The organism is Planomicrobium okeanokoites, assembly GCF_003428875.1.
Lineage (GTDB): Bacteria > Bacillota > Bacilli > Bacillales_A > Planococcaceae > Planococcus > Planococcus okeanokoites.
On record NZ_QQRS01000003.1, the window covers coordinates 183867 to 205905 of the forward strand.

The following is a 22039-nucleotide window of genomic DNA, read 5'->3' on the forward strand; positions in this document are numbered from 1 at the left end:
CCGGGCGTTTTGTTCTATCTGGAAGGAGGCAGGATTTTTTGAGGAATTCGATTAGGACGGCTTTTATCCTGATGGGAGCCGGTACAATATTTTACCTGTTCATGAAGTACAGTTATTTGGTCAGCTTTCTATTTTTGCATTCCATTACCGGCTCCTTTGTTTTCATCGTGGCAATTATCGGTGCAATCTGGGCAGCGCTCAAACTGGATCGCATCATTTCAGAAAGCCGGTATGAATTTCCGATCCAATCCGCAGCAATCCTGTTGATGTCATTGTTTTTCGCTTACCAAATGTTTGCTTCCCATTTTTATTCGGAGCAGTATTTGAAAGCGGCGGGTCTTGAGAAAGTCGAGCAGTTGTTTGAGTTGGCCGAGTTGGATCTTGACGAGAGCGAATTGCGTGCAAAAGCGGAAGAAATTGCTGTGAAAGAGTCTGCCTACGCGATGGGTTTATATGGCGTCAATTCGCGTCCCGACGGAGTCGCAGACTTGGAAATCCTGGAATTCAAGCGCAGATACTATGCCTATGATTTGGTGATCGGCGGCGAAGGCAAAAGCGCCAGCTACACTTTTACGCGTGCTGGATTCGACTTTAAAATCAGTGGAAATTCGGTTATGGAATAAAATCGGAAGTTCTATTACTATAGAAAGAACATCTTGGCGATTTACAGATGGGAACGGGAGGGAGTCACTTGCGGCCAATCATCATCGGAGTCTTTTCAGCTTTCTTTTTCGCATTTACATTTGTCCTGAATGCGTCGATGGAAGCCACCGGAGGCAGTTGGATCTGGAGTGCGTCGCTCCGCTATTTTTTCATGGTGCCGTTTTTGGTCGCCATCGTGCTCATGCGGAAAAATTTGCGGCCGGTCTTCAGTGAAATGAAAAAACAGCCAGGAAAATGGCTGCTGTGGAGCTTTGTCGGATTCGGCTTGTTCTATGCGCCTCTCTGTTTTGCCGCGGCCTATTCACCAGGCTGGCTGATTGCGGGAACGTGGCAGATCACGATTGTTTCAGGCACCTTGCTCGCGCCATTATTTTTCACAACCATACATACACCGGGCGGCACACGGAAAGTAAGAGGGAAGATTCCGGTCAAAGGGCTGCTCATGTCGCTCATCATCCTGCTCGGCGTTGCGCTCATGCAAATGGAGCACGCCAAGCAATTGTCATTGGAAAACGTCCTGTACGGAATCGTTCCGATTCTCATCGCGTCATTCGCCTATCCGCTCGGAAACCGAAAAATGATGGAAGTGTGCGAAGGCCGGCTGGACGCGTACCAACGGGTGCTCGGCATGACGATCGCCAGTCTGCCTCTCTGGTTCCTGCTATCAGCATTCGGCATTTTCACCGTCGGCATGCCAAGCGGCAGCCAGGCTTTCCAATCGCTATTGGTGGCCATTTTCTCTGGCGTCATCGCCACGGTCCTATTCTTCATGGCGACCGATATGGTAAGGGGCAGCATGCCGAAACTCGCAGCCGTCGAAGCCACGCAGTCGATGGAAGTTCTGTTCGCCTTAGCGGGTGAGCTGCTGTTTCTGTCCATCTTGTTCCCGTCACCGATGTCGTGGCTCGGCATCGTCATTGTAATTCTGGGAATGATTTTGCACAGCTATGTTTCGGGTGTGAAGGCGGAAAGGTATATTAAGCAGGTCGTGTAGGTGATCAGGCGAAATTGTCTGGTCAGTTCATCCTTTGGGCTTGCCTTTTTTATTTTCAGTCAAAAATATTGTTTGATAAGTGTCAGTAATTTTACGGATATTCATGGAATATGATCTAAATTTCTTCTTTCAACGTTTAGATGAAAAGAACGAAAAGGAGGCATACTAATCATGAATAAAAAATTGGGATTACTGTTAGCAGGTGGCGCTTTGATTTTGTCAGCTTGCGGAAATGATGGCAATCAGGCAAGCGAAGAGCAAAATGATATGGCTGAAGAGACGCCGGTTGCAGAGCAGGAAGAGAGTACAGAAGAAGCAGCGAGTGAGGAAGCAACAGATGCCGTTGAAGAAACTGAGGAAGCTGAAGAAAAGAAAGCTGAAGAAGAGGCACCTGCAGCAACAGATGCTCCTGAAGCCATGAGCGGAGAAGCCTCTGAACTCCTGTCGGAAGGGGACAGCACCAGTTTCGTTTTCAATCAGACAGGTGAGTTTTCAATTTTTTGTGAACCACATCCTGTTATGAAAATGACTGTCATAGTTGAAGAAGGAGCAGAAAATTCAGGGGAAGTGGCATTGGACATCGCTGATTATGAATTTAGTGAAGAGACAATTACCGTAGCACCTGGTACAACGATCACGTGGACAAATCAGGATTTAGCACAACATAATGTCGCTTTCGAATAAGTGATTGCAGAATGGCAAAAGGACTTCCGGAAATTGCGGAAGTCCTTTTTGCTTTTTATGCAATTGTTTTCGCCTGATTTTTTATTTCTTTGATATTCTTTAAAATATACCAACCATCAGACTTGTGTCCACCTAGGTTTTTGAAGAATGAAGGGTAGGTTATGGGAATAGCGGTAAATAAAAATACTGATAAACTCATGAATGCTGCGCTGTTAAAAATGTTCCCTGGAATACCTGGAATGATAGAAGAGAGATACAAGAATAAAATAAAGACAATTAACGAAGCGATGGGCCCGCCTGCACTAAATAAGAGATTTTGTTTAGAAGTCGCGGACGGCAATTCATCCGAATTCGCTACACGACACAGTCCTGAAAAGGCTATGGTCAGATAACATGTCAGCCTCCCAAGACGAAGCTCCAGTTTCTGTTCTTTATTTCTGGGCCCAAGATAAATTTCTACTCTCGCTTTCTTATTGCGCATAAGCACTGGTACTGCATGGCCAATTTCATGAATGAAGAGTACTGCATTCATAACGAACAGCACTGTAACCACTTCTAAAAGAAACATATAAATGCACCCTTCCATCTCCCGATGTGTAAAAATTCCTTTTCTTTAATACGGAGTAAGGCATAGAGAAGTTTCATTTCGCTAAAGTAATTTTTATCCAGATTTGACAGCAGTATCATGAAATCAATGGTACCCTTGAAGAAAGAGGATTTTTGTTTGGAAGAAAGGAAGATGCCCCCTGTTAGCTGAAATGTATAAAAGAAGGGAAAAATTCAGTTGGCTGTTTCTGCTGTTCACTTTGGCCGCTGCTGCTGGGTTTGTGGCCATTCAGCCACCAGCGACGGAGCGGGAACGGTGGGAGCTGCTGTTCTTCCTGTTTCCAATCGGTTTCGTTCTCTCGATCATGTTCATCAGCCGCCAGCAGTATAACAAAGTGAAAGATATCGAAATTCCGGAATCGCAGAAGCAGCTTTTGGAGCTAAATGAAATAGTCGTCAAAAAAGATGTAGCACTCCTTCCGAGGCTGTTCCTGTTCGAGAAAAGCGGAGAGTTTATTGGCGAAGTGAAACCCGTGGACCTCAGTTGGTGGATGCGTACACTGCTTTCCGCACATTCCGTCTTCCTCACATTGCTGCCAATGACCTACTGTTTCTTTGCGCATAACGGCGAAAGATTGGTTACGTTCCAGAAAAAAGGATGGCTGAAGCAAGTCGAGCTGACAATTTTCGATGCACAGCAGCGGAAAATCGGCACATACATACAGGAAGAATTGAAAGCACTTATTCATATCCGAGGCGAAATGTTCAATGCGCAGGGCGAGTTGATTTTGCCAATAAAAGCGTCAGGTTTCTCCGGCAATTTCAGCTGGAACGATGAGAAAGAGCGGCAATGGGCTTATTTCTACAATGGAATATTCCCGCACGAGTACACAGATTTGTTTCAGGATTCGCATAATCATATTGTGAAGCTGACCGATGAAATCCCGGAAGAAGAAAAAGCTTGTCTGCTTGCGGTGATCGGCTATTTGTTCATGATGCGGGTTAAGAATTAGAAGAGAACGATAGTTGGGCAAGATTTCAGAGAAAGAAGAACTGCAGTGATTAAAATAAAGTCGTAATGGCTGAAGAGTAAATTCTTCAGGTGTTGCGTTTTTTATTTGCCAATTACGACAATCTAGCCTCCTTCGTTAGAAATATCTCAATCTATGAAGGCAGACAAGTTTAGAGCTGCTGGATAAGAAGTAAAAATAATTAGTAAATTTAGCGAAATTAAATTGACAACGCTTTCATATAAAATTATACTGGGCATATGTTAATAGCTCGTGAGGAGATTTGGAGACACATTAAGTACTTTGGGCATGCCCCAAAGGTATTTGATGTGTCTTTTTATGTTTTTGAGCTAAGGGCATACATAAAAAAGGGGGAACAAATCCGGAAATCGTAAGGAGTCAATAAATAAAGAGATTTACATAACAAGGAGGATAATCATGAAGAATTTGAAAAGGCCATTGATTTTATTGATAGTTGCATTATTGCTTATTGGTATCGGCAGTGCAGTTGCTGCCAGCTTTAACAGCGCCGGCGGGGATGTAGATGTGTCCCGTATTTATTTTGACACTGAGCGGGGAGAGCTGTCGGGTTTGCTTTATAAACCAGAAGGGGCAGACGAAGAGGCAAGACCGACAATCATCGCCACGCACGGTTATTTGAACTCGGGTGAAATGCAGGATGCTCAAGCCATCGAAATGTCCAAGCGGGGTTATGTAGTCCTGGCTTTGGATATGTATGATCATGGACATTCTACCGGAACGATGGAGAAGCCGATTCCGTTCTTCTCTTTCTGGCCGCAAGCTATGTACGATGCGGTACAGTACATGTATGAACAGGATTATGTTTTGAAAGATGATGAAGGAAATGGGATTATTGCTGTTTCCGGACACTCTATGGGAGGCTTCTCTTCAACGCACGCAGTGATGTTGGATGAAGTTGATTTCCAGGAATCAGGTATCCGCAAAATTCAAAGTTCCTTGACGATGGGTTCTGATTATCAGTGGGTGAAAACACTTGGTTACACGGACGAACAAATCAATGCTTCTTACGGTCCGCGTCCATCAGGAAAAATTGCAGGTGTTTATGATGAATTTTTCTTTAATGCAGAAGCAGCTGCGGCAGGCCAGTCTGTCGTCAAGAAAGACTACGTCAGCACTGCTGAAGGCCTTGGGTTTTTAGGCGGACTTGAATCAGCGCAAGCTGGTGAATTCTATGAAGTGGATGGCGGCCAACGAATTATTTACCAGCCTAACGAAACACATCCATGGAATCATTTTTCACAGCAATCTACTGAATATGCAATCGATTTCTATGATACAGCTTTTTCGGATTACGGTAATTTAGTGGCAATCGGAGAAGATGGACAAACGTGGATGTGGAAAGAATGGTTTTCATTTGTGGCTTTAATAGGCTTCTTCCTCCTGTTCATTCCGGTTATCAGCTTATTGACGAAACTGCCATTCTTCAATTGGGTTTACACAGAGCGTCCGGCAGCGCTTTCTGCACCGAAATCAAATGGTGCGAAACTCGCTGGTTATATACTGCTTATTGTGGGAGCTCTTTATCCGGCTCTATTCTTTACGGCATTATACAGCGCCAATGAAACAGGGATGACCTTGCTGCGTCAGATCAGCATGATCACCATTGCATTATCTGCCCTGATTTTATTGTTCAGCTTTGTAAAAAATTCTGCCAAGTCAGTAAAAATGGGCTCAGGGCTAATTCTTGGCCTAAGTATCGTACAATATATTTTCCTCCGTCAGCAGGAGCGATTCTTTGCGACTACAGAATGGTTTGGCGGAGCTACTGTCAATCCAATTCTCTTCTGGGCGATCAATGTTGCGATCGTGACGTTGATAATTTTGGTTGGTTATCACTTTGTTTCGAAAAAAGCGGAAGGAGCACGTTTTGCAAATTATGGATTGCGTGCTAACATCAAAACGATCATCTCGGCTTTTGTTACCGCTGTCCTTGCTGTCGTTATCGGCTATGCGGTCCTCTATTTAGTGGATGCAATTTTCCAAGTCGATTTCCGTCTATGGACAGTAGCAGTAAAAACATTTGAAGAACAGCATGTATGGGCACTTTTACGCTATGCACCATTATTCTTCATCTACTTTTTCATCGTGGGTATCTCAGTCAATGTCAATACAGCCAGCAGTTTTTATGATGGTTGGAAAGGTTACGGCATATCCATTCTCCACTTTATCGGTGGACTGATCCTGTATCTGATCTATCATTATGGCTTATTGTTCATTACAGGGACAGGCGGCTATCCTGCAGAGTCATTATCATCGATTATTGTAATCGGGCTTGTGCCGATCCTTTTGGTAGCAGCAGTTTACAATCGTTACTTTTTCAGAAAAACTGGAAATGTCTATGTAGGGGCATTCCTGAATACGATTCTAATAACGTTAATTACTTTAGCAAATACGGTTCTTTATACGATCCTCTAATCGTATAACGAGAAGAGGGCTCAGGATGAACTTAATCCTGAGCCTTTTTTATTTTGAATAAAGAGAAAGAAGTCGACATCCTGGTATTCGATTCAATTCTTCTCATACAAAAGTCTGAATATTCTTTAATTTAAGTTAAAACACTTCTAATCCTTCCTTATTTCTTTATAATGAACAATTATGGAAGAGGGAGTGGAAGCGATGACGAAACTGAAGCAGGAAGCGCTGCAAATGCACCGGGACCATCAAGGGAAACTGGAGATTGTTTCAAAAGTCGCTTTGCGGAACGAGTATGATTTGAGTTTGGCTTACTCTCCCGGCGTCGCGGAACCGTGTAAGGAGATTGAACGGGATAAAGCGACAGCTTACGATTACACGATGAAAGGCAATACGGTCGCTGTGCTGACGAATGGCACGGCGGTGCTTGGCCTTGGCAATATCGGACCGGATGCTTCGATGCCGGTCATGGAGGGGAAAGCTGCGCTTTTGAAAAGTTTTGCCGGTGTGGATGCGTTTCCCATCGCTTTGAAGACGGAGGATCCGGAAGAGATTATTCGGACGGTGAAGTTGCTGGAGCCTGGATTTGGCGGCGTGAACCTGGAAGACATCAAAGCTCCCGAGTGTTTTATTGTCGAAGAACGGCTGCGTCAGGAAATGGACATTCCGGTGTTCCACGACGATCAGCACGGTACGGCGATTGTCACGCTGGCCGGTTTGATCAATGCGCTGAAATTAACGGGCCGTTCCGTGGAGGAAACGAAAGTGGTCGTCAACGGGGCAGGTGCCGCCGGAATCGCGGTCGTGAAGCTGCTGAGTGGCTACGGTTTTTCGGATATCATCATGTGTGATACTAAAGGCGCGATTTACGAAGGTCGCCCGAACGGCATGAATCCGTATAAGGCGCTGGTTGCGGAGATCACCAATTTCAATAAAGAGGATGGCCAGCTGGCAGATGTGATCCAGGGAGCAGATGTCTTTATCGGTGTATCGGCTGAAGGGGCGCTGTCGCAGGACATGATCCGGTCAATGAATGACGAGCCGATCATTTTCGCGATGGCCAATCCGAATCCTGAGATTCTGCCGCATCTGGCTAAAGAAGCTGGCGCGCGCGTTGTCGGTACCGGCCGTTCCGATTTCCCCAATCAAGTCAATAATGTGCTCGCTTTTCCAGGGATTTTCCGCGGGGCGCTTGACGTGCGGGCGAGTGATATCAATGAAACCATGAAGATTGCAGCTGTTGGGGCGATTGCAGGATTATTGAGTGAAGATGAACTTCACGATGACTATGTAATACCTGCACCGTTCGATTCGCGTGTCGCGCCGGCCGTAGCCGCCGCTGTTGCGCGGGCGGCAGTTGAAACTGGGGTGGCGAGGAAGCCTGTGGTTGAGAAGGTGGAAGTTTTTTCTGAGAAGTAGAGTATGTGAGTGGATTTAGGAGAATCGCTGATAAACCGTGAAAAATCGCTGATAAACACGAAAAAATCGCCGATAAACGGTGAAGAATCGCTGATAAACTCATGAAAATCGCTGATAAAACGCCAGACACATAAAAAGAAGGCAAGCGCACCCAGCGCTTGCCTTCCTTATTATTTCACTCCCCAAATATCTCTTCAGAAACTTCCACAATATAACGCAACTTCTCCCATTGCTGCTCTTCCGTGAGTTTATTGCCATGATGCGTTGACGCAAAGCCGCATTGCGGGCTGATACAGAGCTGCTCTAATGGCACATACTGAGCGGCTTCCGCAACGCGCGCCTTAATGGCATCTTTATCTTCAAGCTCACCATTCTTCGAAGTGAAGACGCCTAAAACAACGCGCGGGCCGCCAGCTGGAATGTGCTCGAGCGGCTGGAAGCTGCCGGAGCGGTCGTCGTCGTATTCGAGGAAGAAGCCGTCGACTTTTTCTTTGGCGAATAGGGTTGGCGCAATTAGCGCGTAGCTGCCTTCGAATGCCCAGTCGGACTGGTAGTTGCCGCGGCACAGGTGAGTGGTTACCGCAAGATCTTCCGGTTTGTCTTCAAGCACGCAGTTTGCGACGCGCAGCGCCAGATCGATTAGGAACTCTCTATTATACTTGCCGTCGTTGAACGGGATGCCCGGCGCTGACAGCCCGGCGATATAGACGTCGTCAATCTGGATATAGCGTGCGCCTAAATCATAGAAAGTTTTAAAAGCGTCGCGGTAAGCCTGGATGACGTCTTTCGCGTAGTCTTCGATGTCTGGATAAATGCTTTCGTCGCGGATGCCCTGGTTGAAGAATTGGTTCGGGCTCGGAATCGTCAGCTTCGGAATGGCGCGGTCGCCGACAATCTCTTTGAATTCAATAAAATCCTGGATGAAGGGATGGTTTTCATTGAATGAGACTTTGCCGATATTGCGGACGTCGTAGGCTTCCGTTTCAACGTGTTTGAATTTATAGCCATGTTCCGGTGTATAGCCTTCAAAGCCGTTGATGCCAGCCATGAAATCGGTATGCCAGAACGTGCGGCGGAATTCGCCGTCTGTCACAGCTTTCAAGCCGACTTCGATTTGCTTATCGACGATGCGCTTGATTTCTGTCGTTTCGATTTCGCGTAATTGCTCTGCAGTGATAACGCCTTCTTTGAAATCTTTTCTTGCCTGATGGATGCTTTCCGGACGCAGCAGGCTGCCGACGTGATCTGCCTTGAAAGGTGCTTTTACTGCTGATTTCGTTGTTTCTGTAATTGGGTTTGTCATGGGGAATTCCTGCTTTCTGTTTTTAGTTTTTATTTGGAGTGAATATTAGTTCGCAATGCTGAGCTTGCTTTTAACACGGACTTTCTCCAACGCCTGCTCCAGATCTTCGAGCAGGTCATCTATGTGCTCGAGGCCGACGGAGAAGCGGAACAGGCCGTCGGTGATGCCGCGTTTCTTGCGTTCGTCCTCAGGCATCGCCGCGTGCGACATGGTTGCGGGATACGACAGGATCGTTTCGACAGCGCCGAGGCTGACGGCGAAAACCGGAATCCGCAGTGCGTCCTTGAAGATGCGCGCTGCGTTTTTATCTGGCAGCCTTAATGATAGGACGGCCCCGTAGCCGCTTGCCTGCCGCTGTTGGATCGGATTGCCGGGATGGAAGGAGAAGCCCGGATAATACACTTCTTCAACGACCGGATGATGATGAAGGAATTTCGCGATTTTCTGTGCGGATTCGCTCGACTGCTTGAGCCGTGCGCCGAGCGTTTTGATTCCTTGGATCAATAAATAGGAATCCTGTGCGCCTAAGACCGAACCGAAGGAATTTTGAATAAAGCCGAGACGGTCACCGAGTGCCGCGTCTTTTGTAACGGCGAGTCCAGCAACGATATCGCTGTGTCCGGAAAGGAATTTCGTCGCGCTGTGCAGCAATAGATCCGCGCCGAGGTCGAGCGGATTCTGGTACAGCGGCGTCATGAAGGTGTTGTCGACAAATGTCAGGCAACCGTTCGCTTTGGCGAGTTTAGCGGCGATTTCGATATCGGTGATGTTCATCACCGGATTGGACGGGGTCTCGATATAAATCACTTTCGTGTTTGGCCGGAAAGCCCGCGCCACTTCATCGAGGTCCGTCATATTGACGAATGAATGATCGATTCCGAATTTACCCAGCACCTCCGTAATGAAGCGGTACGTGCCGCCATACACATCTTCTGACACCAATACATGATCGCCGGATTCCAGCAGCATGAACGCCGACGAGATGGCGGCCATGCCGGAAGCGAAAGCGAATCCTCGTGTGCCGTTCTCGAGTTTCGCGATGGTTTCCTCCAGCGCTCGTCGCGTCGGATTGCCGGAGCGGCTGTAATCGTAGGGGCCGAATTCGTCGATGCTTTCCTGATGGAACGTCGACGACAGGTAAATCGGGACATTGACGGCGCCGGTCTGCGCATCGACACCGGCAGAATGGATGAATTTCGTTTCTAAGCGGTCGGTCATTGTAAAGTCCTCCTTTGACAGAACTCCTTTTCCAATAGAAAAGGGGCTTTCTTCAATAAAGAAGAAAGCCCCTCGAAAGAGATCTGTTCTTCTCATCTTCTAGGCTCGCACCTATTGGAATTAGCACCTTTGCCTTTCGCAGGCAGGTTGCTGAGACATCACAGGGCCAAATCCCTCCGTCTCTCTTGATAAGAAATAGATTATTAAGTTGGTAGTCAGTTATTGTTGATAACAATAAGACAATTTTCAGACAAATGCAAGTGCCAATTTTAACTTTTTTATTTCACTTTAAGGATGTAAGCATTTTTTCATGTTTATTTTAAAAACATATATGAATTTAGACCTAAATAAATTATGATTAGTGCAGATAAGCTGAGAAAGAAGGAAAAGCAGATGGATAAAATAAAAGCTTTTGTTAAACGAAGATGGAGATACATATTGGTGGCAGTAATTGCGCTAATAATTGGAACAAGTTTTGGACCTTCGCAGTCTGATGTGGATGCTTCAGCAAATGACAGCCAAAAGGCTCAGGAAGAACTTGAAGTCAGCAATGCAGAATTGGCTGAGAAAGTTAAAACACTGGAAGCAGCTAATGAAGAATCAGCGGCAAAAATCAAAGAACTGGAAGCAAAAGTGAAAGAAGCAGAACCATTCTTTTTGCTGGAAGCGAAAGAACGTGAAGCGAAAGAAGCCGAATTGAAGAAAAAAGAAGATGAAGAAAAGGCTAAAAAAGCGGCAGAAGATGCTGCGGCTAAAGAAAAAGCCGATGCTGAGGCAAAAGCTAAGGCGGATGCCGAGGCGAAAGAAAAGGCGAAGGCCGAGGAAGCGGCAAAAGCTAAGGCTGAAGAAGAAGCTAAAGCAAAAGCAGCAGCTGCTGCAGTCACGAATTCACAGAATCAAGCAGTGGCAATGGCTGAAGATTATTTAGAGTACACAGCTTTTTCAAGGAGTGGGCTAATCGAGCAACTGGTGTATGAAGGTTTCAGTAATGCAGATGCCACATACGCTGTTGATGCAGTCGATGCAGACTGGAGCGCGCAAGCCGTGATCATGGCCAGGGACTACCTTGAATATACTGCTTTTTCAAGGTCCGGTTTGATTGATCAATTATTGTATGAAGGCTTCAGCAATGCAGATGCCACTGCTGCTGTAGATGCTGCAGGATTATAAAATAAGAAATGAAGATTTACCACAATATATTATTTCTGCTTATCAACACCCGAGACTTCAGTCATCGGGTGTTTTTCTTTTTATTCACTACGCTAACTAAAAGGTTTTCCATAACCTTCAGCGAATACTTAAAGGTAAAGTTATTGATTTAGTAGCAGCGAGTTCTTATATAGAAGTTAGGAGAGTGAAAAGTGAGAAGAAAAGTTCAGGTGTTAATCTATTTACCTGCTTTCACAATTATCATTGGAATTGTTCTGAATATGCCGGAGTTCTTTAAAGGAAGCCCGGCAACGATCAAGAACTTAATCGTTACGGTGTTGTACATAGGAATTTGGCTTATCGTTTTATCATTGGCTTCCAGGCATAAGGAGCGAAAAATTTTAAAATATTACTCTGTCTTCTGGTTGTTCACTTTATTCTTTGCACTCTTATCGGTATACATTAATACCGTGTATTTCGTTGCAAATTGGGCCATACCTTTTGTAGGACTTTTGCTGCCTCAGTGGTATGGGATTGAAATATTTGCGGAAAATTTATTGTTTACAAATATCACAATATCGTCAGTATCTTTAATTATATTTATTGCCACTTTACTATCACTAAAAAGGGCGCACATTGCATAGATTTGTCGTTTATTTAAAATTAATAAACAATACTTTTATGCCGAAAATAAAATTGTGTTTTACATAACAAGGAAGAAATATCACACTCGTTGTTAGTTCTTTCATCTGTTCGATTGAACAATATGCAACTCAGGTTCTTCACGGAACCGAAAAGGAGGATGGAAAATGAGAGCCATGGTCTGCACCCGTTATGGACCCCCGGAAGTGCTGGAGCTTCAGGAACTTGATAAACCGGTGCCGAAAACCGGTGAAATCCTGATCAAAGTCCATGCTTCCACAGTCACTGCTGGGGATTGCGAAATGCGGAGCTTCAAATTTCCAGTACTGTTGTGGATTCCACTGAGGCTTTATTTAGGCGTAAGGAAACCGAGGATGAAAGTACTGGGGCAGGAGTTTGCGGGTGAAGTTGAATCTGCGGGAAGCGAGCAGACCTTGTTCGTGGAAGGTGACCGTGTATTCGGTTCAACTGAATTGAAACTTGGAGCCTACGCCGATTACCTCTGTCTGCCCGCCGATTATGCACTCACCCGGATGGCGGATGGAGTCAGTTTTGAGGAAGCTGCAGCCATACCGACGGGCGGGATGAACGCCTTATTTTTTCTGCGGAAAGCAAGAATCCGGGCAGGTCAAAAAGTGCTGATCATCGGAGCGGGCGGCAGCATCGGCACCTTGGCGGTTCAACTGGCCAGGAATTCAGGTGCAGAAGTGACGGCGGTCGACAGCGGAGAAAAATTGGACATGCTGTTAACCATTGGTGCAGACAAAGTGATTGATTACCGCAAGGAAGACTTTACTGTAACGGGCGAAACCTATGACGTGATTTTCGATGTTGCGGGCAAGAGCCCTTTTTCAAAAACGGTCAACGCAATAAAACCGAAAGGCGTTTACCTGATGGGCAATCCGAACATTTCCCAAATGTTTAGACGCCTCATCCACACTAAAAAAGGCAGCCGGAAAATCATAGCCGGAGCGGCCAGTTACAATGCCGAAGATTTACGTTATCTGGACGGGTTGCTTGCAGACGGCAAGATCAGGCCGGTCATTGACCGAATATTTCCTTTGGAAGAGCTGAGCGATGCACATCGTTATGTGGAAAGCGGTGTGAAAAAGGGGAATGTTATAATCAGCAATCAATGACAAAGCTGCCACTGTAAATACGTCAGCTATAATAAGAAGAAGCGGTTGAACCGATGTGCGGAAATGGCAGAATATAAATCCATGAATTGAATCAGGAGGGTACACTATGAAAGACGGAAATAGCGACTTGAAGCCGGCAAAGAATGTGAAAGAAAAAAAGCTGGAAGTCATTGATGGTGTGACCATCAAATACCATGCCAATGGAAAGACGATTTGGTCAAAAGGGAAAGTCATTGATGACCAGCCGGAAGGATATTGGGAATGGTACAGGACGGACGGGACACTGAAACGCTCAGGGCATTTTGAAAAAGGTGAGCCAGTGGGTGAGTGGGTCACTTATGACAGTAAGGGCGACCATTACAAGACGACGAATCGCGATAAATGAGGCGGCCGCTATTCCTTTTGAGGGGTGGCGGTTTTTCTATGCTTTTGGAAAGGGCTGCTCAAAAAAGAGGCGGTCCTTTATTTTTGTAAGCATCTGGGAGGATGTGTAAAATGAGTTTCATAAGTTGAAGAGCATCCAAACGAAGGGGAGGCAAAATAGCATGAGTTCAGAAACGATGAAGACATTCGGTTTTTACAAACCGGGATCGAAAGATGAAGCGATGGATTTTCAATTGGTGGAGGAAGAAAAACCGACAGCGGCGGGACGCGATCTGCTGGTGGAAGTAAAAGCGATATCGGTGAATCCGACAGACCTTCGCACACGCGATGGCAAAAAAGAAGACGATGAGTCGCTGACGGTTGTCGGCCGGGATGTGGCTGGCGTGGTTGTTGCGACGGGTGATGACTGTTCTTATTTCAATGTCGGGGATGAAGTTTTTTACGCTGGCACGAACAATCGTCCAGGCGGCCAAAGTGAATTCCATCTCGTGGATGAGCGCATTGTGGGCCGCAAGCCGGCGAGCCTTGACTTTGCGCAGGCAGCGGCATTGCCGTTGACCAGCATTACGGCGTATGAAGCGTTATTCGAGCGGCTTGGCGTTTCGAAAGATCCATCGGACAACACCGGCACAAGCATCCTGATCCTCGGAGCGGCAGGCGGCGTCGGCTCAATTGCGGTGCAGATCGCTAAACTCGCCGGTTTGACGGTAATCGGCACAGCTTCCCGCACCGAGACGGTCGAGTGGGCGAAAGATCGCGGCGCCGACCATACCATCAACCATCACGAAGAGTTCGGACCACAGCTGGAGAACTTGGGCATCAACGGCGTGGATTATATTTTCTGCCTGAACAGCCCCGACGAGCACATGGCTGAAATGGCGAAAGTGATTCTGCCGCAAGGGAAAATTTGCTCGATCCTGCCGGCGTTCAAGCCGCTCGACCTCGCGCTGTTCGGCAAAAGTGTCACGTTCGTCTACGAACTCATGTACACGCGCTCCGTTTTCCAGACGGCTGACATGGTGCATCAGCACATGATGCTGAACGACTTGGCGGACTGGGTGGATGACAATAAAATCCGCTCGACGATGACGCAGCATTTCTCACCGATATCGGTGGAAAATCTGAAAGAGGCTTATACCAATCTGCTAACGGGCAAGACGATTGGAAAGATTGTGCTGGAAGGTCCTTTCGAGTGAAAATAAATAAAGCGTCGACTTCTCTTTTTGTAGAGAGGGCGGCGTTTTTTTGTTCCATTTTTTAAGAGCCAAGATCAAAAGACGAATGGATGCTTTTCGCGGGCGAAAAGCGAAAGTACAAGAGAATGCAATTAATGTTTATGCGAAAATGGTGAGAGGTCATCGGGTTTATTTGAAATAACTTACAATATATTTTCTAGTTAATCGCTAGGTTAAAAAAGAAAGTATTTCACTGGAATTGGAAAGTATCGCCTAATACTGGAAATAATTATTCTTGGAAACTAGTCACACGAACAGAAATCGAACTTCAGAGGCTCTATTTTGAGGTTCAGAAATCGTAATGGACAGTATTCGATGTCTAACGGACAGTATTGGGGCTCTAATGGACAGTATTTGGTTCATAGCGGACAGTAACGGCATCCCAATGGACAGTAAATCCATAAAATTGGAAATTGACATCCCATTACATTCTAAAATCTATATCCAAAAGTTTTAGCTCAAAGCGCCAAAAAAACAAATTGACTTTCTAAAATTATTGTAATATTCTATAGAGCAGTATTAAAATGACGGTTACCTTGTAGCTTCATTTAAAAAAATGAAACAGGGATAGCGGATAGTTTTGTTTACTGCTGTAAGCGATTACATAAAAGAGGAGAGAAAATATGATTACATTTATCGTTTCGATTGCGTTGCTTGTGGCAGCCTATTTTACATATGGAAAGTATATCGAAAAACTATTTGGTCCAATAACTAGTCGGAAAACACCGGCTTACGCCAATCAGGACGGCATTGATTTTGTGCCGATGAACAAGCATAAAAACTCGCTGATCCAATTGCTGAATATTGCAGGGACGGGCCCGATCTTCGGTCCGATCATGGGAGCGCTGTATGGCCCGGTCGCATTTCTGTGGATCGTCATCGGCTGTATTTTTGCAGGGGCGGTGCACGATTACCTGACGGGCATGATTTCCATCCGCAATAAAGGCGCACATATTCCGGAGCTTGCCGGTAAATTCCTTGGTGCGGCATCCAAGCATCTCGTCAACTTCTTTGCGTTATTGCTGCTGTTGCTTGTCGGAACCGTGTTCGTAACAACACCGGCGTCATTGCTCGCAATCCTGCTGGATGGAAAAGTGGCAGTCGGAATTCTGATCGGTTTGATTTTCGTCTATTATTTCCTGTCGACAATTTTGCCGATCGACAAAATCATCGGCCGGTTGTATCCGTATTTCGGAGCCGTTCTTTTGATCGGAACATTTGGCGTCGGCATTGCATTGCTGTTTTCTGAATACAAAATTCCGGAACTTCGCTTAGAGAATCTGCATCCGGACAATTTGCCGATTTTCCCGATGCTATTCTTTACGATCACTTGTGGAGCCTTGTCCGGTTTCCACGCGACGCAGTCGCCGATCATTTCGCGGACTACGCAAAATGAATCGCAGGGCCGTTACATTTTCTACGGCATGATGATTGCGGAAGGGATCATCGCGATGATCTGGGCTGCAGCCGCAATGAGCATCTTCGATGGCCAGACGCTTTCAAGCATCATCAGTTCAGGAACTCCTTCTGCTGTTGTCAATGAAGTCTCCATGACGCTGTTAGGTGCAGTCGGCGGTACGATCGCTGTTCTTGGTGCCATCGTCCTGCCAATCACATCAGGCGATACGGCGTTCCGCGCTGCGCGTTCAATCATTGCTGATTACATCAAAGTGGACCAGCAGAAAGTGTTGAAGCGCCTGATGATCGCTGTTCCGCTATTTGCGGTTTCATTGGTACTGACTCAAATCGATTTCGCCTTGCTGTGGCGTTATTTCTCCTGGGCCAACCAGGCGACAGCCGCCATCGCTTTGTGGATCGCGACGATGTACCTCTATATCCAGGGCAAGAATTACCTGGTGTCATTGGCGCCGGCAATCTTCATCACCTATATGGTTTTCGTCTATATACTCAATCAGAAAATCGGCTTTAACCTTGACCTCAACCTGTCGTTCATAATCGGGCTGGTCTTGACCATCATCACTGTGGCACTGTTCTATGCGAAAGCCCGCAAGAATCGCGCCGACGATGTCGAGACAGTCGTTGCGGTGGACTGACTTGGAATAAAAATTATGCTGCCACACCGGATGTTTGCATCCGGTGTGGTTTTTCTTATGAAAAGTTATTTTATTGAATGCTGAAAATCTTTCTATAGAAAACAGGATGTTTCCGTGGAACGTGGAATAGGTAAGTATAAGGGAGACAGCTTTATTTGATGACAGAAGGAGGAATTTCATGAACGGGCAATTTTTCAAAAACAGTCTGCACGGCGAAGGGGCTCACTTCGATACGGCGAAGGTATTTGACGGGGTAGACTGGCAAGAGGCGGGGGACAAATCGGGTGATTTCCCGCATTCGATCTGGGAATTATTATTCCATATGAATTATTGGCAGGATTATATGCTAGATCTGCTGAACGGCCAAACGCCGAAAAGCCAGAATCCCGATGAGGAATCCTGGCCGCATACGCCGTCGCCGGAAAGCGAAGATGAGTGGGATTCGGCTATTGCGTATTTCTTGAAAGGATTGGAAGAAGCCGAGCAGGAATCCGCAAAAGATTTACTGGAAAAAGTGGTTCCCGGACGGGAAGACACCCGGGGCGACTGTTTGCAGACAATCGTTCTGCACAATACGTACCATGCCGGGCAAGTGGTGTTTGCACGGAAAATTAAAGGCGACTGGCCGCCGACTGAACTAGAAAGCTGAATTGCCAGCTTCGCAGGCTTGCATACTATTTTGGAAAGAGTCATTATCTCATCAGAAGCTGCTCATGCTCCCGATTAGTTGGGAAGCGGGCAGCTTTTTTGGATTTTTTTGCTGATTTTGAGGCTAGCGCGGATAAACGGGGTTTTGCCCCGGATAAATGATGTCTAGGCGCGGATAAAAGACTTCTAGGCGCGGATAAATGTCCCGTAGCCGCGGATAAACGCCACCCAGCCGCGGATAACCTCATTACTCACCAGCAATCCACCCAACATAAAAGACAAAAAAATAAAAAAGGACGCTTTTCGCCAGCGAAAAGCCCCTTATAAAGGTCAAACCCTATCAATCTGCTCGCTATTAAGAAGAAAACGGGTCAAGCATGACAATTTTTATTTCGAGTCAATCGATGATGACGTCTTTGCCTTGTCCACGCAATGATTTCAGCGAGTTCAGCATGTGATCGATCTCTTCATCGGAATGACGCTGCCAGGCACCCAATTCAGCGACTATTTTCAGCGGCGACTTCGACCGGTACGAGCGGGTCGGGTTGCCGGGGAAACGTTTGTCGGTCAGGTTCGGGTCGTTCTAGAATTCGCCTTGCGGCTCGACGAGATAGATTCGTTCCCGGGCATCATCGGCTGCCAGTTCGGCTCCCCATTTGGCCGCTTCCAATGTCGCGGTGAAATAGATGTAATTCGATTTTTTGTCCTGGTAATTTGAGAGGTTTTGCGCTTCGAGCAGGCTGCCAAGAGCTAATTCTGCTTTCGTTCCGTGGAAGAAAGGGCCACGATCGAGGACATCATTTTGTTCATTCATATTAGTCTGCCTCCTGTTTGGTTTACTTGGTTATGTAACAGTATAGGACAGGGATTCGCGAAAAAGTAGTCTGTTAATCATTTTTTATTGGGTGTATAATAAAGGTATAGAGAACGGCAGCTAAAAAATTATAAACCTTTCTGAATGAACCGCGCGCCGGCCATTTCAGAAGGGTTTTTTCATTTTCATGGAGAATGGTACAGGGGATAAGTTTTAATTGAATGGAGGAAATTCGATGGCAGAAGAACGAATGATTGAATCTTTTGATGGAACGCAATTGTTCAGCCGGAAGGATACGGCTGAGAATCAAAGGGCAGTGGCTGTGATTTCTCACGGTTTAGCAGAGCATCTGGGCCGTTATGATGCGCTGGCTGAAACGTTGCTGAGCAATGGTTTCACCGTCTACCGCTATGAACAGCGCGGACATGCTCGGTCTGACGGAAAGCGTACGCATTTTGACGATTTCAATGAAATGCCGGATGATTTGAAAACTATTATGGACCTGGCTAAGGAAGAGAATTCAGATACGCCGATTTTTCTCATCGGCCACAGTATGGGCGGCTTCACAGCAGCAGCGTTCGGTACGAAATATCCGGAACATGCAGCGGGGATCGTCTTATCCGGTGCGCTGACCCGCTACAACAATCAGCTGTTCGGTCAGCTGCCGATGGACTTGCCGGAAGATATGTACCTGGACAATGAACTCGGCGAAGGCGTCTGCAGCGATCCGGCTGTGGTCGAAGCCTATGCCAATGACCCGATGGTGGAAAAGAAGATTTCGGTCGCCCTTATCAATCAGTTTGGAACCGGCATCGACTGGCTGAAAGCGAATGCCAAAAATTTTACGGACCCAGTGCTTGTGCTGCATGGCAATGAAGACGGGCTTGTCGCTGAAAAAGATTCACGCGACTTTTACGGAGAGATCGGTTCTGCAGACAAAACGTTGAAAATCTATGCGTCGTTGATGCACGAAATCTTTAATGAGCCATCCAAGTATAAGATTTATGATGAAGTGGTGGAGTGGATGAACGAACGGCTTTAGATGGGATTGCTCTATGAAGACGCCGCACGCCATTGATGAAAAATAAACAGAATAAGATTTTCCTCCTGCTTTCCTGCAGGGGGATTTTTTATTGGAATGCAGATCGGTTTCCGTCGTTTACCCATTTTCATAGCGGGTAGACAGGGGTTATGAAAAAAAATTAAAAGAGGTGGAGCCAGATGAAAAACGAGTTGAAGGTAAAACATAAATTGGGCTTTGGCACCGCGCCGCTGGGCAATATGTTCAGAGATGTTCCGGAAGAAGAGGCGATGAAAACGATTCAGTCCGCGTGGGACGAAGGAATCCGTTATTTTGACACGGCGCCGTTTTATGGCGCAGGGCTGGCTGAAATCCGCTTAGGTGAAATTCTGTCCACGCATAAGCGCGATGATTTCCTGCTGAGTTCGAAGGTCGGCCGGATCATTCTCGACGAAGAAGAAGAAAAAGAAGGCTTGTTTGAATATGGCCGGAAAAATAAAATCCGAACAGATTACACGGAAGACGGCACACTCCAATCGATTGAAGACAGTCTGAAGCGCCTGAAAACCGACCGTCTGGATATGGTCTATGTGCATGACCTCTCACCGGACTTTCTTGGTGATGAATGGATTACAAAATTCGATGAAGCGCGAAAAGGCGCTTTTAAAGTACTCGACCGGCTGAGAGATGAAGGTGTCATAAAGGCTTGGGGACTGGGCGTCAACACAACGACGCCAATCGAAGTGGCGCTTGAACTGGAAGAAGCCCATCCGGATCTCAGTCTGTCTGCCACGCAGTACACGCTGCTTCAGCACGAACGCGCCCTTGAGCGTATGATGCCGCTGGCGCAGGAAAAAGGTGGCGGACTCGTCATCGGCTCGGCTTATAACTCTGGTGCATTGCTCGGCGGAGACTTTTTCGATTATCAGGAAATCACTCCAGATATCAAAAAGAGAGTCGAGCAATTCACTGATGTGGCAGGAAATCATGATGTCAAATTAAAGCATGCCGCACTCCAGTTCTCGGCAGCACATCCAGCTGTAAAAGCAGTGGTAGTCGGTTCGACAAGGCCGGAGCACATCAAGGAAGATTTGCAGGCGATGCAGGCAGATATTCCGGTTGCTTTCTGGGAAGAGCTGGTTGAGAAGAAACTGGTTTCTTCGAAAGCGGTATTGCCCGGGAAATAAAATTCTATTCGAAATTAAAATAACCCGCCATCCCATAAAAGGGGTGGCGGTTTTTGTCATTGCTGCCCGTATTGATTTCTCACGATCTCAAATAAATCCGTCTTCCGCAAATACTGCTCAGGCGCAAGGAACGTCACGGTGACGACGCCTGGGTGGCGGCCGATTTCGATAGCGCCGGTGATGGTCGCGCGGTTCATGATTTCCGGTACAGTGACGCCGAAGAAATCAGCGGCGCGCTTCAAGCCGTTTTCGGTGGCGTCGTTGAGATTTGGACCTGAGCCGATAAATGATACCGGGTACGATTCTTCGATTTTGCTGACTTCCCAGGTCTCGGCAATTTGTCGTGCGGACTGCTTTTCTTCCGCAGTGAAAGGTTTCGCCGTGTAAGGGAGATCTTCCACATTCGGCAGCAGGATCGGCCCTTTGATGTTCATCCCTTTCAGCACGCTGACCTGGAGATGAGCGATGCCCGACACGTCGGTTGTGTGGCCGGCGATTTCGCCGTCGCCTTGCATGGCGTGCATGTCACCAAGGTAAACGCCGCCTCCCGGCACTTTCACCGGACAGATCAGCACCGCTCCGGCGCGCACACGGTTCACATCCAAATGGCCGTCCGTGCGGTGCGTTTCCAATTCTTCCTGTGTGGCTGCATAATCATGCGGTGCGCCGACAAGGAATGAACCGAAGTCACCTGCGTTATGAGAATCGGGGGTCGCGCGGGATGGCGTCGTGCCAAGTTGTCCGAGGAACGGGCGCATGCGCGCCATGGTGCCGACCAGATCATGCGGCGCAAACGTCACGACCGGATTCTGCACGGATTCGTCCGGTGTTTTCATATAGGCGCGGCCGTCGCGCGCAATCGTTTCGGCAGCTTCCTGCGGCAACGTCAGACCGACATCGCCTTTTTCACCAAAGAAAATCGTGTAGCCGTTCGTAAAGACAAAAGGCGTCGCGTCTGCTCCGCAATTGGCGCAGCGTATCGCTTCCATACCGATGCCTCTGATGACAGTCTCGGGGTTCTTCGTGCCGCATTCCGGACATTTCGCCGCCACATAGCCGTCGCCGTCCGCCCGGTCTTCGATCATTTTATCGTTTCCGGAAGCCGTCGCGTGTGATGTCACCGTAATTGACTGGATCCGGATGGCGATGGCGTCTCCCGGCTCTGCCCCTTCCACATACACCGGCTTCGTCACTTCATGTCCGCCGATGATGCTCGGCGTCATCATCGGCCCCCAGCAGCCCGGCGCCGTATTGGCGATGATCGTGCCGCCGTCCTTCACCGGCCCGAGCATTTCTTTTTCCGGATCCAAAATACCATCAACGAAATGATTTACGAATAAAGTCTCCACAGCTGTTTTATTCACATAGATCCTCCTCATTTTATAATAGTCTGACTATTTTCATTATAGTGGGAAGGGGGTAGGAATCACAATTTGGAGGATTGGTTGGCAATTAACTGAAGTAACTTTCGATTT

Annotated in this window: 19 protein-coding genes, 1 pseudogene and 1 riboswitch; of the genes and pseudogenes, 15 read left to right on the top strand and 5 right to left on the bottom strand. The window is 47.0% G+C overall.

The window, feature by feature from the left end; translation table 11 throughout:
* Positions 1-38: 38 nt before the first annotated feature.
* The 3 genes from D2910_RS08855 (at position 39) to D2910_RS08865 (ending at position 2341) form a co-directional block, all read left to right on the top strand.
* Complete coding sequence (locus tag D2910_RS08855) at positions 39-623, top strand: hypothetical protein (protein WP_117313234.1); 585 nt, start codon at positions 39-41, stop codon at positions 621-623.
* A gap of 68 nt (positions 624-691) precedes the next feature.
* Entirely contained in the window at positions 692-1657 is a 966-nt protein-coding gene (locus tag D2910_RS08860) for a DMT family transporter (protein ID WP_117313235.1), read from the top strand.
* Between the two features lie 171 nt (positions 1658-1828).
* Positions 1829-2341, top strand: a complete 513-nt coding sequence (locus D2910_RS08865) for a plastocyanin/azurin family copper-binding protein (protein WP_117313236.1) — start codon at positions 1829-1831, stop codon at positions 2339-2341.
* Between the two features lie 55 nt (positions 2342-2396).
* Here the strand turns inward: D2910_RS08865 and D2910_RS08870 are convergent, their stop codons facing one another.
* Positions 2397-2909, bottom strand: coding sequence for a site-2 protease family protein (locus D2910_RS08870; RefSeq protein WP_117313237.1), 513 nt, complete (start codon positions 2907-2909; stop codon positions 2397-2399).
* Between the two features lie 190 nt (positions 2910-3099).
* On the opposite strand from D2910_RS08870, the gene D2910_RS08875 reads away from it, so the two are divergent.
* From D2910_RS08875 to ystJ, 3 genes are all read left to right on the top strand, one after another.
* Positions 3100-3900, top strand: coding sequence for a hypothetical protein (locus D2910_RS08875; RefSeq protein WP_117313238.1), 801 nt, complete (start codon positions 3100-3102; stop codon positions 3898-3900).
* 435 nt (positions 3901-4335) lie between these two features.
* Positions 4336-6354 (top strand): alpha/beta fold hydrolase, encoded by a 2019-nt coding sequence (locus D2910_RS08880; RefSeq protein WP_117313239.1) that lies wholly within the window; start codon positions 4336-4338, stop codon positions 6352-6354.
* 201 nt (positions 6355-6555) lie between these two features.
* Positions 6556-7770 carry an NADP-dependent malic enzyme gene (gene ystJ / locus D2910_RS08885; RefSeq protein ID WP_117313240.1) on the top strand — a complete coding sequence of 405 codons (1215 nt, stop codon included), beginning with the start codon at positions 6556-6558 and terminating at the stop codon, positions 7768-7770.
* A 175-nt stretch (positions 7771-7945) separates the two neighbouring features.
* On the opposite strand, the gene D2910_RS08890 is transcribed toward ystJ, so the two are convergent.
* Together D2910_RS08890 and metC are read right to left on the bottom strand one after the other, a co-directional pair.
* Positions 7946-9073, bottom strand: a complete 1128-nt coding sequence (locus D2910_RS08890; protein WP_117313241.1) for a 5-methyltetrahydropteroyltriglutamate--homocysteine S-methyltransferase — start codon at positions 9071-9073, stop codon at positions 7946-7948.
* 45 nt (positions 9074-9118) lie between these two features.
* Entirely contained in the window at positions 9119-10291 is a 1173-nt protein-coding gene (gene metC / locus D2910_RS08895; RefSeq protein WP_117313242.1) for a cystathionine beta-lyase, read from the bottom strand.
* Positions 10292-10380: 89 nt separating this feature from the next.
* A riboswitch (SAM riboswitch) is annotated at positions 10381-10486 on the bottom strand.
* A 198-nt stretch (positions 10487-10684) separates the two neighbouring features.
* Here metC and D2910_RS08900 point away from each other — a divergent pair.
* The 7 genes from D2910_RS08900 (at position 10685) to D2910_RS08930 (ending at position 17543) form a co-directional block, all read left to right on the top strand.
* Positions 10685-11461 (top strand): Ltp family lipoprotein, encoded by a 777-nt coding sequence (locus tag D2910_RS08900; protein ID WP_117313243.1) that lies wholly within the window; start codon positions 10685-10687, stop codon positions 11459-11461.
* Positions 11462-11652: 191 nt separating this feature from the next.
* The gene (locus tag D2910_RS08905) at positions 11653-12084 is read left to right on the top strand and encodes a hypothetical protein (protein ID WP_117313244.1); all 432 of its coding nucleotides are present in this window, start codon (positions 11653-11655) and stop codon (positions 12082-12084) included.
* Between the two features lie 165 nt (positions 12085-12249).
* Entirely contained in the window at positions 12250-13221 is a 972-nt protein-coding gene (locus tag D2910_RS08910) for an NAD(P)-dependent alcohol dehydrogenase (protein ID WP_117313245.1), read from the top strand.
* Positions 13222-13327: 106 nt separating this feature from the next.
* Complete coding sequence (locus D2910_RS08915) at positions 13328-13606, top strand: toxin-antitoxin system YwqK family antitoxin (protein WP_117313246.1); 279 nt, start codon at positions 13328-13330, stop codon at positions 13604-13606.
* 160 nt (positions 13607-13766) lie between these two features.
* Positions 13767-14801: a zinc-binding alcohol dehydrogenase family protein gene (locus D2910_RS08920; protein ID WP_276310420.1), complete on the top strand. Its 1035-nt coding sequence runs from the start codon at positions 13767-13769 to the stop codon at positions 14799-14801.
* 662 nt (positions 14802-15463) lie between these two features.
* Positions 15464-16894: a carbon starvation CstA family protein gene (locus D2910_RS08925; protein ID WP_117313247.1), complete on the top strand. Its 1431-nt coding sequence runs from the start codon at positions 15464-15466 to the stop codon at positions 16892-16894.
* 178 nt (positions 16895-17072) lie between these two features.
* A complete protein-coding gene (locus tag D2910_RS08930; RefSeq protein WP_117313248.1) occupies positions 17073-17543 on the top strand; it encodes a DinB family protein in 471 nt (156 codons plus the stop codon).
* Between the two features lie 396 nt (positions 17544-17939).
* Here D2910_RS08930 and arr read toward each other — a convergent pair.
* Positions 17940-18356 (bottom strand): annotated as a pseudogene (gene arr, locus D2910_RS08935) (NAD(+)--rifampin ADP-ribosyltransferase).
* Positions 18357-18591: 235 nt separating this feature from the next.
* On the opposite strand from arr, the gene D2910_RS08940 reads away from it, so the two are divergent.
* Both D2910_RS08940 and D2910_RS08945 read left to right on the top strand, forming a co-directional pair.
* Complete coding sequence (locus D2910_RS08940) at positions 18592-19398, top strand: alpha/beta hydrolase (protein WP_117313249.1); 807 nt, start codon at positions 18592-18594, stop codon at positions 19396-19398.
* A 179-nt stretch (positions 19399-19577) separates the two neighbouring features.
* Positions 19578-20564, top strand: a complete 987-nt coding sequence (locus D2910_RS08945) for an aldo/keto reductase (RefSeq protein ID WP_117313250.1) — start codon at positions 19578-19580, stop codon at positions 20562-20564.
* Positions 20565-20620: 56 nt separating this feature from the next.
* Here the strand turns inward: D2910_RS08945 and D2910_RS08950 are convergent, their stop codons facing one another.
* Positions 20621-21928, bottom strand: a complete 1308-nt coding sequence (locus D2910_RS08950) for an acetamidase/formamidase family protein (protein ID WP_240633586.1) — start codon at positions 21926-21928, stop codon at positions 20621-20623.
* Between the last annotated feature and the right edge of the window lie 111 nt (positions 21929-22039).

What these genes read in the sequence shown, in the direction of transcription:
- D2910_RS08870 (WP_117313237.1), bottom strand. Translation starts at nt 2,909, where the DNA reads ATGTTTCTTTTAGAAGTGGTTACAGTGCTGTTCGTTATGAATGCAGTA.
- D2910_RS08890 (WP_117313241.1), bottom strand. Translation starts at nt 9,073, where the DNA reads ATGACAAACCCAATTACAGAAACAACGAAATCAGCAGTAAAAGCACCT.
- D2910_RS08880 (WP_117313239.1), top strand. Translation starts at nt 4,336, where the DNA reads ATGAAGAATTTGAAAAGGCCATTGATTTTATTGATAGTTGCATTATTG.
- metC (WP_117313242.1), bottom strand. Translation starts at nt 10,291, where the DNA reads ATGACCGACCGCTTAGAAACGAAATTCATCCATTCTGCCGGTGTCGAT.
- D2910_RS08945 (WP_117313250.1), top strand. Translation starts at nt 19,578, where the DNA reads ATGAAAAACGAGTTGAAGGTAAAACATAAATTGGGCTTTGGCACCGCG.
- D2910_RS08940 (WP_117313249.1), top strand. Translation starts at nt 18,592, where the DNA reads ATGGCAGAAGAACGAATGATTGAATCTTTTGATGGAACGCAATTGTTC.
- ystJ (WP_117313240.1), top strand. Translation starts at nt 6,556, where the DNA reads ATGACGAAACTGAAGCAGGAAGCGCTGCAAATGCACCGGGACCATCAA.
- D2910_RS08915 (WP_117313246.1), top strand. Translation starts at nt 13,328, where the DNA reads ATGAAAGACGGAAATAGCGACTTGAAGCCGGCAAAGAATGTGAAAGAA.
- D2910_RS08865 (WP_117313236.1), top strand. Translation starts at nt 1,829, where the DNA reads ATGAATAAAAAATTGGGATTACTGTTAGCAGGTGGCGCTTTGATTTTG.
- D2910_RS08925 (WP_117313247.1), top strand. Translation starts at nt 15,464, where the DNA reads ATGATTACATTTATCGTTTCGATTGCGTTGCTTGTGGCAGCCTATTTT.
- D2910_RS08875 (WP_117313238.1), top strand. Translation starts at nt 3,100, where the DNA reads ATGTATAAAAGAAGGGAAAAATTCAGTTGGCTGTTTCTGCTGTTCACT.
- D2910_RS08920 (WP_276310420.1), top strand. Translation starts at nt 13,767, where the DNA reads ATGAGTTCAGAAACGATGAAGACATTCGGTTTTTACAAACCGGGATCG.
- D2910_RS08930 (WP_117313248.1), top strand. Translation starts at nt 17,073, where the DNA reads ATGAACGGGCAATTTTTCAAAAACAGTCTGCACGGCGAAGGGGCTCAC.
- D2910_RS08900 (WP_117313243.1), top strand. Translation starts at nt 10,685, where the DNA reads ATGGATAAAATAAAAGCTTTTGTTAAACGAAGATGGAGATACATATTG.
- D2910_RS08910 (WP_117313245.1), top strand. Translation starts at nt 12,250, where the DNA reads ATGAGAGCCATGGTCTGCACCCGTTATGGACCCCCGGAAGTGCTGGAG.